Below are 13,288 nucleotides of genomic sequence, written 5' to 3' on the forward strand. Positions count from 1 at the left end.
GGGCCGTGGGCACTCGCCTTTGGAAAAGGGCGAGGGCCCGCGGCCGACCTATATCCTGAGACCTATGCCGACTGAAGAATCCACCACCCGATTGATCCGCAAGACTCTGGGCAGCCGTTCGCTGAACGAGTACCCGGAGGCCCCGCGGCACGACCAGCTGCTGCGGCGAGCCCTGCGGCGCCGGCGAGTGACCTTGAAGCCGGTGGGTGAACACAGCCAGGTCTTCGTCTTCGGCGGGGTGGTGGTCGGCGGGATGGATTCGGTCGTGACCACCCTGGTCAGTGCGCACGCGCGGCGGATCGTCGCGGATCCGCTGCTTCTGCGCCGGCACCTGGAGCTCCAGGAGGTGCCGCTGCCGGCGGAGCCGGTAGAGGGTGCCGAGTCAACGCAGCCTGTCGAGTCTGTCGAGTCTGAGGACTCGACCCAGTCCGTGCCGCCGACCGAGCTCTCAGCCCCGACCGATGCCGAGGAGCTCGCAGCGCCGTCCACGGTCCGCGCCTTCGTCGTGGGTGAGCGGGTGTCGGCCTCCTTGCTGCGACTGCCAGCCACGGTGCTCGGCGATGGCAGCTCGACACTGGAGCAGCTGCTGCATGCCGATGCCCGGGCCCGGAGCCGGCATGCGCTGCTGAGCAGCACCGCGCTGCCCAGCACCTCCGAGGCGTCGGCGCCCGCAGCGCGGGAGAAGCTGCGCCAGCGAGGCCTGGACCCCGAGGAGGTGCCCACCGAGGGCGCGCTCGTGCGACTGCAGGACTCGCTGGCGATCTCGGCCGGCGGGCTGAGCATCGATGTGACGACCACGCTGCCCGATGCGCTGCATGAGCTTGCAGTGGACGCGGTCATGGCGGTCCCCGGACTCTTCGCCGCCGCCGTGGATCTCCAGGTCCCTGACCTGGAGTCCACCGAGGGCGCCGTCGTGCTGGCGGTGCTGCCCGATGCCGATATCAGCCTCGCGCATCTGCCCGGCTACGGGGAGCCCAGAGACGTCGCCGGCGCGATCGCCGAGGAGATCCTGCTGCGCGCCTCCCGGTGATCGGCCCGGCGCGCGGGGTGATCCGCGCCCAGGTGCGGCCCCGCTTCGAGCAGCGTCTCGCGCAGCGTCACCGGGGTCTCGGGACGCTGGGGCAGCAGGCCGCGGCGCTGCAGCTCCGGAGTCACGAAGCTCTCGAAACGTTCGAAGTCCGCGGGACGCACCGCCGCTGAGATGTTGAACCCGTCCACCCCGGAGAGCTCCTTGAACCGGACCAGCTCGTCGACGACCTGCACCGGGTCCCCGACGATCAACGGACCTCGGCCACCGATGGAGATGAACTCCGCGACATCACGCACGGTCCAGCGCCGGGTCGGGTCCTTGGTGAACATCGCCAGCGCCGACCGGTTCGCCTCGGTGGTGACGTCGGTGAGGACATCGTCCTCGTGCAGCCCCGAGAGATCCACCCCGGTCCACCCGCCGAAGAGCGCGAGCGCCGAGGCGGTGTCCACGTACTCGCGGTATTCACGCAGCCGCGCCTGAGCCAGCTCCTCGGTCTCCGCCACGACGATGGTGGCCATGGCAAAGAACCGGACCGATTCGGGATCCCTGCCCGCCTCCAGCAGCGCGCCCCGGGTGCCGGAGACCTGGGTCGCCAGCCGCTGCGGGGAGGAGCTGATCACGAAGATCGCCTCGCCGTGGTCCACCGCGAACTTCTGCCCCCGGGCGGAGGAGCCCGCCTGGAAGAGCAGCGGCGTCCGCTGCGGCCCCGGATGGGTGAGCATCTCACCGGGCACGCTGAACCACTCCCCCTCGTGCTTGATCGGGTGCACCTTCTCCGGGTCCACGAAGACCCCGGTGGACCGGTCCGCCAGCACCGCATCCGCCTCGAAGGAATGCTCGAAGAGCTTGTACATCACCTCGAGGTACTCATCCGCGCGGTCATAGCGCTCGTCATGCGGGATCTGCGCGAGGAGTCCGAGATTGCGCGCCGCGGAGTCCTGATAGCTGGTGACGATGTTCCACGCGATCCGACCCCGGGTGAGGTGATCCAGGGTGGCGAAGCGTCGGGCCAGCGCGTAGGGCGGCTCATAGGTGACCGAGGCGGTCAGCCCGAAGCCGAGATGCGTGGTGGCCGCCGCGAGCGCAGGCACGATCACCTGGGGGTCCAGCAGCGGAAACTGCACTCCGCCGCGGGCCGCAGCCTCGGCGGTGCCGCCATAGACGTCGTAGACCCCGGGAATGTCCGCCAGGAACAGCGAGGAGAACCCGGCGCGCTCCACGGTCCGGGCGAGCTCCGTCCAGTACTCCAGCGTGTCGAACTCCTCGATCCGGGATTCAGGGTGGCGCCACAGGCCTGGCGACTGGTGCACCGGGACCAACATGTCGAAGGCGTTGAAATGGATGGTCATGAGCTCTCCTTGGCCTCGCCGATGGCGTTGAGCCCCTGGGGCACGGTGCCGCTGATCTCGTACTCGCCCAGCGAGCGGGCACGAAAGACGATCGGGTTGTGGGTGGCGATGGTCTGCGCGTTGCGCCAATGCCGGTCCAGCGCCTTGGTGCGCAGCGTGGCGGAGGCGCCCACGGTCTGGAACAGCTCCGAGGTCACCGCCAGCACCAGCTCAGGCACACTGACCTGGGCCTGTTCCACCGCGATCTCCGCCTGGTGGACCGCAGCCGGGGGCTCGGCGTCGAATCCGGGGTCTGCGGTGCCGGCCTGCAGGCCTGCGCTCAGCGCCCGGTCCAGGGTGCGGGCCGCCTGGAGCACCGCGGCCTCGGCCACGAAGGCCTTCGAGGACATCCGGCCCACGACCTGCTGGATCAGCGGGTCGTGGCTGAAGGCCTGACCCGCGGTGGAGGTGTTGAAGGTACGGGTGCGCCGGGCCAGGGTGGCGGTGGCGTCTGCCAGCGCCGCCTTGGCGATGCCGACCTGCACGGCGAGCAGGTACAGCTGGAAGAACGCCGCCTCATGGACGGATTCGTGGTCCCCGGGCCGGCGTGCGAGCACCCCGAGATCCTCCACCGCGACGGCGTCCAGCAGCGTGGTGCCGGTGCCGGTGAGCTTCTGCCCGAAGCCGTCCCAGTCATCGAGCAGCGTCACTCCGGGGGCATCGGTGGGCACCACCGCGAAGCGCCGCCCCTCCCCCTCGAGCGCCTGGGCGGCCGAGACCCGGGTATAGCTGGAGAAGATGGTGCCGGTGGAGTAGTACTTCTCTCCGGTGAGCCGGACGGCGCCGTGCTCGTCATATTCGAGTCGGGTGTTCAGGCTGCCCAGCGCGTTGCCGCCCTTTTCGGTGGAGGCATTTCCCACGGTGCTGCCCCGGCGCACTCGGGCGTACCAGAGCTCACGCACCGGCGCCGGCTGGAAGCGCAGCGACTCGACGAACCCGAAGTGTCCCCGGTAGAGGTGGGCGATGTTGGAATCGGCTTCGGCGAGCGCGATCACCTCGGTGATCAGCTCCTCCAGGCTCAGCTCCTCGCCGCCGAACTCCGCCGGTACGCGCAGCGCGCCGAACCCGGCCCCGTCGAGCCAGCCGACCTGCTCGAAGGGCAGGGTCCGTTCCAACTCCCGCTGGACGGCACCCTCCCTGATGCGGCTCAGCAGCTCGGGTGGAATGTTGCGACTCATGATCCGTTCACCTGTTTCCATGCGGCGTCGATGTCTCGGTCGAAGGCCGGGGTGAGCAGCCCGTCGAGATACTCGCCGTACCACTCACGGACCTCCGCGGAATGATAGGCAGCCTTGAGCGCCTGGTATCGCTCGGGTTCCTCCTCTCGGAAGCCCGGTCGGGCGCAGACGGCCAGTGCGAAGGGCAGCGCCTCCTCCGCCGATTCCATGATCAGCACCTCCTCGGGGAGCACATCGACCTCGGCGAGCAGCCGGGCGAAACCGAAGACGGCGTCGACGTCGGAGTAGATCTGCCCCACGGACTGCTGGTCCACCTCGATGAACGCCAGGTTCTTGGGGTTGGCGGTGATGTCGTGGACGCTCAGCGCGGCCACCGGCTTGGACTCGTCGATCTCGATCAGTCCGCCGCGGGCCAGCAGCCGTATCCCGCGTCCGTTGTTCGCGGTGTCCACCGGCAGCGCGATCTGGGCGCCGTCAGGGATCTCCTCCAGGGAGTCGTAGGGCTGGGAGTAGATGCCCGAGGGCTGTTCGAACATGAAGAAGATCGGTTCGATGTCCAGGTCGTTGTCCTCGTTGAACTGGCGCAGGTAGCTGATGTTCTGGAAGAAGTTGACGTCGTACTCGCCATTGTTCACCGCATGGTTGGGCTGGATGATGTCGGTGACGTAGGTGGCGTCGAACTCCCAGCCCTCGGCCTCCAGGATGCGCTGGGCGAGCTGGGTCGGCTCCTGGAAGGGTGCGTTCTCGGTGACCACCAGGCGCAGGGTGCGCTCACCGCCGATCCGGTCCACCAGTCCGCAGCCGGAGGTGAGGCTCCCGACGCCGAGCAGAGCAGCCATGCCCAGTGAGCCGCTCAATACTCGACGCCGGGAGAGTGTGGGGGCGCTGGAGGTGCTCATGCGCTGAAGTCCGTCCAGATCTCTTCGGCATTGTCGATGGTGATGAAGTCCTCGAAGTCGATGACCCCGCCCTGGTAGTCCTCGAACCACTGCTGGACCTCCTCGGACTGGAAGGCGTCCTGCAGCGCCTGCGCCTGTTCATCGGTGACCCCGTCTGGTCCGACGGCGACCACACAGGTGAACGGGGTGCGCACCTCTTCGCGGCCGTCTTCGATGCTCAGCGCCGTCTGCTCCACGTCGAGGTCGGCCTCGGCGATCAGCCGGACGAACGCGAAGCCGGCGTCGACGTCGGGCAGCACCTGCGCGGCGGACTGCTGGTCGGTCTCCACGAATCGGAAGTCCCGGGGATTCTGTGTGATGTCGTTCTGGGTCAGGTCGATGATCGAGACGCTCTCGTCGATCTCGATCAGGCCCTCGTCGGCGAGCAGCTGCAGCGCCCGGCCGTTGTTCGAGGGGTCCACCGGCAGGTTGATCTCGGCCCCATCGGGCAGCTCTTCCAGCGAGTCATGCTCCAGCGAGAACAGCCCGGCCGGGGCGTAGTAGACCGAGAACAGCGGCTCGACCTGCGTGTCGTTGGACGCGTTGAAGTTGTTCAGATACGCGAGGTGCTGGAAGTAGTTGCCCTCGAACTCACCCTGGTCGACCACCTGGTTGGGCTGGACGATGTCGGTCATATAGGTGATGTCCAGTTCGTAGCCCTGCTCCTCGAGCAGCTCTGCGGCGATCTCGGCGGGCTCCTGGAAGGGCGCGGACTCGGTGACCACGATGCTGATGGTGGAATCGTCCTCCACCAGCCCGCAGCCGGTCAGGCTCAGGGCGGCGGCGGAGAGGACTGCGCCGGCGAGGATCGCGGGGCGTGGAGGATGCATGGGTTTGAGCTGCTTTCTCTGGCGGGGCCACAGGGGGCCCAGAGGGTGTGCGGGAAGGGGCCGGGCGCGCGGTCGGAGGCCCGCCCGGGCCGTGTGGTGGGGTCTTCTTCGGTGTGGTGGGGTCTGCTTCAGCGTGGTGCTGCGATCGGCGCTGGCGCGACCGGCGGTCAGGCTGTGATGTCTCGGTCAGGCGGTGATGCGCCGGTCCGAGGCCCGGGCGAGCCGGGTGCCGGTGAACTGCACCAGGGTCACCAGGAGAACCATCAGCACGATCGCGGCGATCATGGTGGGGGTCTCGTAGCGGTAGTACCCATAGCGGATCGCGAGGTCTCCGATGCCGCCGCCGCCGACCAGTCCGGACATCGCCGAATAGGAGATGAAGCTGACCGTGGTGATGGTGATCGAGCCGATCAGTCCAGGCTTCGCGTCGACCAGGAGCACGTTGCGGATGATCTGTCCGCGGGTGGCGCCCATCGCCCGGGAGGCCTCCACCGCCCCGGAGCCCAGCTGGGTGATGTTCTGCTCCACCAGGCGGGCGAAGTACGGGATGGCGTTGATCGTGAGCGGAACGATCACCGCGGCGGTGCCCACCGAGGTGCCCACCACGAACCGGGTGAACGGGATGATCGCGATGAGCAGGATCAGGAACGGGAAGGACCGGATCATGTTCACCACCCCGGAGACCAGGGCGTGGGAGCGGGGTCGCGGCGCGAGCCCGTCGGGGGCGTGGACGAAGAGCCAGATGCCCAGCGGGGTGCCCAGCAGGACCGCGAGCGGTATGGCCACCGCGATCATCGCGAAGGTCTCCAGCATGGCCTGGTTGATCTCGGGGAGCCGTTCGATGATCAGATCCATCAGCGCACACCCCCGGTCGACCCGGCCAGCGCGGCGGGCTGCGCCCGGGGCGTCGGGGCCTGTTGCGAGATCTGCTGGTCATGGTGGCCCGGCCCGTGGTCCCCGGAACCTGGCAGATCTGCATCCGGGCCGTTGCGGTCCAGTTGAATGCCGTCGCTGAGCAGGTACTTTCCGATGGAGGTTCGCGGATCGAAGCCTTCCCGGCGCAGTTCGCTCGCGGGGAACTCCTCGACCACGCGGCCGTCCTCCATGACCGCGACATCGTCGGCGAGGGCCTTGATGACCTCCATCTCGTGGGTCACGATCACCACGGTGATGCCGAACTCGCGGTTCACATCCGCAAGGTACTGCAGCACGGTGGCGGTGGTGAAGGGATCCAGGGCGGAGGTCGGCTCGTCGCAGAGCAGCACCTCCGGTTTGGTGGCCAGCGCCCGGGCGATCGCCACGCGCTGCTTCTGTCCTCCCGAGAGCTGTGCGGGATAGACCGAGGCCTTGTCCGTGATGTCCACGATCTCCAGCGCCTCCGCTACCCGGCGAAGTCGTTCGCCGCGGTCCCTGACCCCGGCGAACTTCAGTGACAGCTCGACGTTCTGGGCGACGCTGAGGTTGTTCACCAGATTGAATCCCTGAAAGATCATGCCGATCTGGTGCCGGGCCCGGCGCAGATCGGCGCCGGAGAGGCTGGTCAGCTCGGTGCCGCCGACGCTGACCCGACCGGAGCTGGGACGCTCCAGCAGATTGATGTTGCGCAGCAGCGTGGACTTGCCGGCTCCGGAGAACCCGATGATGCCTTGGATCTTGCCGCGCGACACCTCAAGAGTGACGTCATCGATAGCGGTCAGCGGCTCTCGGCCGCGGGCGGCGAAGGTCGTCGAGACATGGGACAGGGAAATCATGAGGCATGCTCCATCGGTCCTGGCGTTAGCACCCGGCGGAGGCGGTGAAGCCCTCCGGGTTGCTGCGACGTCTTCGAGCCAGATCTCTCAGTCGCTCTGGATGGTTGAACGTCTTCACTGTAGGCGTGAATATAGTGTGGAAGTCAAGTCCGCCTCGGTGTTGCGTTTTATCTCACCAGATGAACGTGACGTTGATGGAATTCCGGGTCGGGGCGTAGGGTGAATCGCGTACCATCCCGAGCGGCCGAGAGATCTGGCTCGTCGACGCCGCAGCAACCCAGGGAGGGGCACCTTTGCAAGGGTGTCCTTTCGCCGGGTGCTACCGCCAGGACCGATGGGAGTATCCTCTGATGATTTCGCCTGCCTCCACCCTGACCCCCCGCTCTGCCGCGGCACCTGCCGAAGCCTCGAGCCCCCTGCCCGAGACGGCGTCCCCGGGTCGAGCGGACTACACCTCGCTCGACGTCGAGCTCTCTGGCGTCGGCCGGGTCTTCGGCTCGCGCACCGTGCTGCGCGATGTGAGCCTGCGGGTCACCCCCGGCGAGGTGCTCGCGATCCTGGGCTCCTCGGGCTGCGGCAAGTCCACCTTGCTGCGCGCCGTCGGTGGCCTGGACACCGGAAACACCGGTGAGATCCTGATCAACGGTTCCCCGGTGCAGCGCTACGACGAGCGCACCGCGGTCGGATTCCAGGAGCCGCGGCTGCTGCCCTGGCGCTCGATCCACAAGAACGTCAGCCTGGGGCTGCCACGCAGCCTCTCCAAGGCCGAGGGCCGTGAGCGCGTGGACGAGCTCCTGGAGCTGGTCGGGCTGCACGACCGAGCCGCGCTGCGACCCCGGGAGATCTCCGGGGGCATGGCGCAGCGCGCCTCACTGGCGAGGGCATTGGCCCGCCGCCCCGGCGTGCTGCTGCTCGATGAGCCCTTCGGCGCCCTGGATGCACTCACCCGGCTGAAGATGCAGGATCTCCTGCTGGATGTGCATGCGCAGACCGGCACCACGGTGCTGCTGGTCACCCACGACGTGGATGAGGCGCTGCAGCTCGCCGACCGGGTGCTGCTCCTGGGCCAAGACCCAGCGGATCCCGATCCTGCTGAGGGTGCCACGATCGCGCGGCTGCTCAGCGTGCCCGGGCAGCGGCCACGAGATCGCGCCTCGACCGAGCTCGCCGCCCTGCGCGGGGAGCTGTTCTCCGGTCTCGGCGTGGACTCACACAGCCGCTGACCGGCACCGTCCACCCACCGATGCGCCGGGCTCAGATCTGACGCCTCACCGCTGAACCGGCCCACGACGCACCGATCCACCCCGGTGCATTCCGGTCCTCGCTCCCCTGCAGATTCCGTCAGGAGTCTGCGGCCGTTTCTGCGTGACTCTCATGACCAAACATTACTCACAGGCTGTCCATCATTGAAGAATCGAAAGGCCCTCCCCATGCCCAGCACCTCAGCTTCGCGCTCCGCACGCACTCCCCGCTCCGCCGTGAAGGCCGTCTCCGCAGCCGCCGCGCTCGCCCTGCTCGCCACCGGCTGCGGCCAGGGCGGCGAGGATGAGCAGCTGGAGACGCTGAACATCGACTTCGCCACCTACAACCCGTTGAGCCTGATCATCCTGGAGAACGGCTGGCTGGAGGAAGAGCTCGAGGAGCTCGACGTGGACGTGCAGTGGGTGCAGTCCCAGGGGTCGAACCGCGCGAACGAGAACCTTCGGGCGGGCAACATCCACGTCGGCTCCACCGCCGGCTCCGCCGCGCTGCTCAACCGCGCCGTGGGCGCCGACACCCACACGATCCTGATCGAGAACCAGCCCGAGTGGTCCGCGCTGGTCACTCAGGAGGGCTCCGACATCGAGTCCGTGGAGGACCTCGAGGGAGCCTCGATCGCGGCGACCCTGGCCACCGATCCCTACTTCTTCATGGCGCGCGCCCTGCAGGAGGCCGGGCTGAGCGTGGACGACGTCGAGGTCCAGGCGCTGCAGCACGCCGATGGTCGTCAGGCGCTGGAGAACGGCGACGTGGACGCCTGGGCGGGGCTGGATCCGATCATGGCCGGGGCCGAGGCCGAAGGCGCCGAGCTGCTCTACCGCAATGTCGATTTCAACACCTATTCGGTCATCAACGCCACCGGCGACTTCGTGGAGAACCATCCCGATGTCGCCCAGATCGTGGTCAACGTCTACGAGCAGGCTCGCGAATGGGCGAAAGAGAATCCCGAGGGCACCGCAGAGATCCTGTCGGAGTATGCCGGGATCGAGCTGGAGATCGCCGAGGCGGTCATCACCGAGCGCACCAACTTCGAGGTGGACCCGGTGCCCGGCGATGACGTCTACACCGCCATGGAAGCGGCGGGACCGTTCTTCGTGGAGAACGGCGACGTGGACAGCCAGGAGGCCGTGGACGAGGCGCTGGATTCGCTGTTCTACACCGAGTTCGCGGAGAACATCGAGGCCACCGAGGCCGAGGGCACCGAGAACGCCGCAGAAGAGGCAGATATCGAGGAGGAGGACGAGTGAGCAATATTCTCCTCACCACACCGGCGGCACCGCCCGTGGACGCAGCGACGCGTCCCACCCCGCGACGAAGCGGACGGAAGATCCCCGGCGGTGGAATGCTGCTCGGCGCGCTCGTCCCGGTGCTGCTGCTGGCGCTCTGGTGGCTGGTCACCGAGGTCACCGGCACCTTCACCGCCATCCAGCTGCCTGCCCCGCAGGCGGTGCTGAGCGCCGGCGTCGGGCTCTTCGAGTCGGGGGACCTCTTCGAGCACATGGGGATCTCGCTGCAGCGGGTGCTGATCGGCTTCGGGATCGGCGCCGGGCTGGGGCTGGCGCTGGGCTCGCTGCTCGGGCTCTCCGCCATCGCAGACAAGCTGCTGAATCCCACCGTGGGAGCCTTCCGCGCCGTGCCCTCGCTGGCCTGGGTGCCGCTGCTGCTGCTCTGGGTCGGCATCGGTGAGGATTCGAAGGTGATCTTGATCGCGATCGGCGCGTTCTTCCCGGTGTTCACCGCGATCCACTCCGCGCTGCGACACGTGGACGCCCAGCTGGTGGAGGCCGGCCGCGCCTTCGGGTTCCACGGTCTTCGACTGCTGGGCACCGTCCAGCTGCCCGCCGTGGTCCCCAGCGTGTTCTCCGGACTGCGTCTGGGTCTGGCCCAGGCCTGGCTGTTCCTGGTCGCTGCGGAGCTGCTTGCCGCCGCCGAGGGACTGGGCTTCCTGCTCACCGAGTCGCAGAACAACGGTCGCACCGACCGGTTGCTGCTGGCCATCGTGCTGCTCGCGCTGCTGGGCAAGCTCACCGACACCCTGCTCGGGGTGCTCGAGCGCAAGGCGCTGAAGACCTGGGCCTAGCCGCTCCCCCCACTGACCCCTGACCGGGGCCTCCGCGTCCTACCCACCGTACCGACGGTGAGGCAGGAGGCGGAGGCCCCGGTCTTCTGCGCTGAGGCCCCGGGCTCCCGCTGCGGGCCGGGGCAACCCTGAGGCCCCGGTCAGCTCTTGCGGCGGAGCTGGAACTGCGCGGCGTGGTGCTCGGCGGGCAGGTGGTCACCGGCGCCGAAGAGCTTATTGCGCAGCGTGCCCGGGGTGTATTCGGTCTTGTACCGGCCGAGCCTCTGCAGCTCGGGCACCACGTGCTCGACCACGTCGAGGAAGGTGCCGGGAGTGATGTGGTAGGCCAGGTTGAACCCGTCCACATCGGTCTCCTCCTGCCATTCGATGAGCCGCTGCGCGGCGGAAGGCCCGTCGCCGATGATCACCGGACCGAAGCCGCCGACGCCGACCCATTCGGCGAGCTGCCGAACGGTCCATACCTCGTCCTCGCGGCCCGAGGCCTTCTGGAAGGTCTCCACGGTGGACTGGATGGCGTTGGACTTCACGTCGCCGATGGGCTGGTCGAGATCGAACTGGCTCAGGTCGATGCCCATCCAGCCGGACATCAGCACCAGCCCGCCCTCGGCGTCGATGTACTGGGTCAGATCGTCATATTTCGCCTGCGCGGCGGCGTCGTCCTCACCGGTGACGATGGTCTGCATCGCGAAGATCCGCACCGAGTAGGGGTCCCGTCCGGCCTCGGCCACCGAGGCGCGGATCTTGGCCACCGAGGCCTTGGCCAGCTCCTTGGTGGGCGGGTTGATGAAGACCGCCTCGGCGTGCTTGCCGGCGAAGGCGCGCCCGCGGCTGGAGGCGCCGGCCTGGTAGATCACCGGGGTGCGCTGCGGGGAGGGTTCCACCACGCCGATGCCGGGGGTCTTGAAGAACTCGCCGTGGTGCTCGATCCGGTGCACCTTGGCCGGGTCGGTGAAGACCCCGGAGGCCTTGTCGGCCAGCACGGCGTCGTCCTCCCAGGAACCTTCGAGCAGCTTATAGACGACGTCGAGGTACTCATCGGCGTGGTCGTAGCGGCGATCGTGCTCCATCTGATCGTCCTGGCCCATGTTCTGCGCGGCCGAGGGCAGGTAGCCGGTGACCACGTTCCAGCCCACCCGGCCGCCGGTGAGGTGATCCAGGGTGCCCAGCCGTCGGGAGAACGGGTAGGGGTGCTCATAGGCGGTGCCAGCGGTGATGCCGAAGCCCAGGTTCTTGGTGACCGCGGCCATCGCGGAGACCAGCAGGAACGGATCCTGCAGCGGGATCTGCGCGCCGGAGCGCAGCGCGGCCTCCGGGTTCGAGCCGAAGACGTCGTAGGGACCCAGGACATCGGCGATGAACAGGCCGTCGAAGAGCCCACGTTCCAGGATCTGCGCCACCTCGGTCCAATAGCCGATGGTGTTGTAGTCCCGGGCGCGGTCTTCAGGGTGGCGCCACAGCCCCGGGGACTGATGCACCACGCAGTTCATGTCAAAGGCGTTGAACAGGATCTCGCGCTTGCCGGATTCGGTTCTCGGGAAGGTCATTCGGTGGTCTCCTAGGACGTCGGGGCGGTGGTCTGGTTCAGGTTCTGCGCATCCGCGGCACCGGGCTCCCCCGCGGCATCGGGTTCGCCGACGCTCCACAGCCGGACCGGTTCGGTGCCGTTGACCCGATGGTCCCCGGCGATCCGCGCCTTATAGACCCAGGGGTTGTGGCTGGTGACGGTGCGGGCGTTGCGCCAGTGCCGGTCCAGGCTGCGGGACTGGCTGACCCCGGAGGCCCCGAGGACATCGAAGATCCTGGTGACCGCCTCCAGCACCGGACGGTGCAGCGCCACCTGGGCGCGGCCGGTGGCGAGCTCCACGGCGTTCGCGGCCTCGATCTGGGCTTCGCTGGCGCTGCCTCGTTCGGCGAAGGCGGCATCCAGGCTCGCCGCGGTGGCGAGGACCTGGGCACGCGCCAGCGCCGCCACCGCATCGATCTCGCCGACGGCCTGCAGCAGCTGCGGGTCGGTGCGCGGGGTGCGGGTATTGGCGTGGGAGAAGGTCCGCGAGCGCTCGTGCAGCAGCGCGGCCGCGTCCCGGGCGGCGGCCTCGGCGACGCCGGCGAGCACGATCAGCAGGAAGTGCTGGTACAGCGCGGTCTGATAGGGGAACCGGTCGGCCAATCCACGCAGCTCGGCCTCCTCCACCACGGCCTCGGTCAGCCGGGCGGTGCCGGATCCGGTGGTGCGCTGCCCGAAGCCGTCCCAGTCGTCGTCGATCTCCACGCCGGGCTGATCCCGGCGCACCAGCACCGCCAGCTCTTGGCCGGCGGCGTCCCGGGCGGTGACGTCGAGCCAGTCCGCGAAGATGGCCCCCGTGGTGTAGTACTTCACCCCGTTGACCACATGCCCATGGGCGGTCTCGCTGACCACGGTGCCGGACTGGTGGAAGCCGCCCTTGCCCGGCTCGGTCCAGGCGTTGCCGACGAGCTCTCCGGCGACCAGCCGCGCGAGCCAGCGCTGCACGAGGGGCCCGGCCTCAGGCGCGGACCCGGGTGCGGCACCTGAACGCCACAACAGGTCCTCCTGGACCGCGAAATGGCCGCGCAGCACCTGCGGGATGTTGCTGTCCTGGGCTGCGAGCTCCCGAAGAACCTCGGTGGTCTGCACCCAGTCCAGTCCGAATCCGCCCGCCGACTCCGGCACCCGCAGCCGTCCGATGCCGCCGGCGACGAGCTCCTGGACCTCACTGCGGGCGAGTTCCCGGCTGCGCTCTCGGTCGAGTGCGGAGAGTCCGACGCGCTCGACGGCGTCGCGAAGAATCTGGGGCACAGGCAGTTGAATGTTCAT

General features: G+C 68.4%; 12 protein-coding genes and 2 riboswitches. Of the genes, 4 read left to right on the top strand and 8 right to left on the bottom strand.

From position 1 onward, the window contains the following. Positions 1 to 64 precede the first annotated feature (64 nt). Positions 65 to 1,030: a hypothetical protein gene (locus I2487_RS06520; RefSeq protein WP_207170278.1), complete on the top strand. Its 966-nt coding sequence runs from the start codon at positions 65 to 67 to the stop codon at positions 1,028 to 1,030. Here I2487_RS06520 and I2487_RS06525 read toward each other — a convergent pair. The 6 genes from I2487_RS06525 to I2487_RS06550 all read right to left on the bottom strand — a co-directional run bounded on the left by I2487_RS06525 (position 964) and on the right by I2487_RS06550 (position 7,115). Continuing rightward, positions 964 to 2,379 carry an LLM class flavin-dependent oxidoreductase gene (locus tag I2487_RS06525; RefSeq protein ID WP_207170277.1) on the bottom strand — a complete coding sequence of 472 codons (1,416 nt, stop codon included), beginning with the start codon at positions 2,377 to 2,379 and terminating at the stop codon, positions 964 to 966. The two genes, I2487_RS06520 and I2487_RS06525, sit on opposite strands and share 67 nt — an antisense overlap. Further along, a complete protein-coding gene (locus tag I2487_RS06530; protein ID WP_255546003.1) occupies positions 2,376 to 3,596 on the bottom strand; it encodes an acyl-CoA dehydrogenase family protein in 1,221 nt (406 codons plus the stop codon). Before I2487_RS06530 ends, I2487_RS06525 begins: the two co-directional genes overlap by 4 nt. Continuing rightward, the gene (locus I2487_RS06535) at positions 3,593 to 4,495 is read right to left on the bottom strand and encodes a MetQ/NlpA family ABC transporter substrate-binding protein (protein WP_207170275.1); all 903 of its coding nucleotides are present in this window, start codon (positions 4,493 to 4,495) and stop codon (positions 3,593 to 3,595) included. The genes I2487_RS06530 and I2487_RS06535 overlap by 4 nt, the downstream gene beginning before the upstream one ends. Beyond that, a complete protein-coding gene (locus tag I2487_RS06540) occupies positions 4,492 to 5,364 on the bottom strand; it encodes a MetQ/NlpA family ABC transporter substrate-binding protein (protein WP_207170274.1) in 873 nt (290 codons plus the stop codon). Before I2487_RS06540 ends, I2487_RS06535 begins: the two co-directional genes overlap by 4 nt. 186 nt (positions 5,365 to 5,550) lie before the next feature. Then, complete coding sequence (locus tag I2487_RS06545; protein WP_207170273.1) at positions 5,551 to 6,219, bottom strand: methionine ABC transporter permease; 669 nt, start codon at positions 6,217 to 6,219, stop codon at positions 5,551 to 5,553. Further along, positions 6,219 to 7,115, bottom strand: a complete 897-nt coding sequence (locus tag I2487_RS06550) for a methionine ABC transporter ATP-binding protein (protein ID WP_207170272.1) — start codon at positions 7,113 to 7,115, stop codon at positions 6,219 to 6,221. The genes I2487_RS06545 and I2487_RS06550 overlap by 1 nt, the downstream gene beginning before the upstream one ends. A 7-nt stretch (positions 7,116 to 7,122) precedes the next feature. Continuing rightward, positions 7,123 to 7,222: riboswitch (SAM riboswitch) on the bottom strand. A 121-nt stretch (positions 7,223 to 7,343) separates the two neighbouring features. Continuing rightward, a riboswitch (SAM riboswitch) is annotated at positions 7,344 to 7,456 on the top strand. 9 nt (positions 7,457 to 7,465) lie between these two features. On the opposite strand from I2487_RS06550, the gene I2487_RS06555 reads away from it, so the two are divergent. The 3 genes from I2487_RS06555 to I2487_RS06565 all read left to right on the top strand — a co-directional run bounded on the left by I2487_RS06555 (position 7,466) and on the right by I2487_RS06565 (position 10,455). Further along, positions 7,466 to 8,338, top strand: a complete 873-nt coding sequence (locus tag I2487_RS06555) for an ABC transporter ATP-binding protein (protein WP_207170271.1) — start codon at positions 7,466 to 7,468, stop codon at positions 8,336 to 8,338. A 207-nt stretch (positions 8,339 to 8,545) separates the two neighbouring features. Beyond that, entirely contained in the window at positions 8,546 to 9,622 is a 1,077-nt protein-coding gene (locus tag I2487_RS06560) for an aliphatic sulfonate ABC transporter substrate-binding protein (RefSeq protein ID WP_207170270.1), read from the top strand. After that, complete coding sequence (locus I2487_RS06565; protein WP_345941348.1) at positions 9,619 to 10,455, top strand: ABC transporter permease; 837 nt, start codon at positions 9,619 to 9,621, stop codon at positions 10,453 to 10,455. Before I2487_RS06560 ends, I2487_RS06565 begins: the two co-directional genes overlap by 4 nt. Before the next feature lie 140 nt (positions 10,456 to 10,595). Here the strand turns inward: I2487_RS06565 and I2487_RS06570 are convergent, their stop codons facing one another. Continuing rightward, complete coding sequence (locus I2487_RS06570; RefSeq protein ID WP_207170269.1) at positions 10,596 to 11,999, bottom strand: LLM class flavin-dependent oxidoreductase; 1,404 nt, start codon at positions 11,997 to 11,999, stop codon at positions 10,596 to 10,598. Between the two features lie 11 nt (positions 12,000 to 12,010). Further along, the gene (locus I2487_RS06575) at positions 12,011 to 13,288 is read right to left on the bottom strand and encodes an acyl-CoA dehydrogenase family protein (protein ID WP_255546004.1); all 1,278 of its coding nucleotides are present in this window, start codon (positions 13,286 to 13,288) and stop codon (positions 12,011 to 12,013) included.

This window comes from Nesterenkonia sp. E16_10 (assembly GCF_017347085.1).
Lineage (GTDB): Bacteria > Actinomycetota > Actinomycetes > Actinomycetales > Micrococcaceae > Nesterenkonia.

What these genes read in the sequence shown, in the direction of transcription:
- I2487_RS06520 (WP_207170278.1), top strand. Translation starts at nt 65, where the DNA reads ATGCCGACTGAAGAATCCACCACCCGATTGATCCGCAAGACTCTGGGC.
- I2487_RS06525 (WP_207170277.1), bottom strand. Translation starts at nt 2,379, where the DNA reads ATGACCATCCATTTCAACGCCTTCGACATGTTGGTCCCGGTGCACCAG.
- I2487_RS06530 (WP_255546003.1), bottom strand. Translation starts at nt 3,596, where the DNA reads ATGAGTCGCAACATTCCACCCGAGCTGCTGAGCCGCATCAGGGAGGGT.
- I2487_RS06535 (WP_207170275.1), bottom strand. Translation starts at nt 4,495, where the DNA reads ATGAGCACCTCCAGCGCCCCCACACTCTCCCGGCGTCGAGTATTGAGC.
- I2487_RS06540 (WP_207170274.1), bottom strand. Translation starts at nt 5,364, where the DNA reads ATGCATCCTCCACGCCCCGCGATCCTCGCCGGCGCAGTCCTCTCCGCC.
- I2487_RS06545 (WP_207170273.1), bottom strand. Translation starts at nt 6,219, where the DNA reads ATGGATCTGATCATCGAACGGCTCCCCGAGATCAACCAGGCCATGCTG.
- I2487_RS06550 (WP_207170272.1), bottom strand. Translation starts at nt 7,115, where the DNA reads ATGATTTCCCTGTCCCATGTCTCGACGACCTTCGCCGCCCGCGGCCGA.
- I2487_RS06555 (WP_207170271.1), top strand. Translation starts at nt 7,466, where the DNA reads ATGATTTCGCCTGCCTCCACCCTGACCCCCCGCTCTGCCGCGGCACCT.
- I2487_RS06560 (WP_207170270.1), top strand. Translation starts at nt 8,546, where the DNA reads ATGCCCAGCACCTCAGCTTCGCGCTCCGCACGCACTCCCCGCTCCGCC.
- I2487_RS06570 (WP_207170269.1), bottom strand. Translation starts at nt 11,999, where the DNA reads ATGACCTTCCCGAGAACCGAATCCGGCAAGCGCGAGATCCTGTTCAAC.
- I2487_RS06575 (WP_255546004.1), bottom strand. Translation starts at nt 13,288, where the DNA reads ATGAACATTCAACTGCCTGTGCCCCAGATTCTTCGCGACGCCGTCGAG.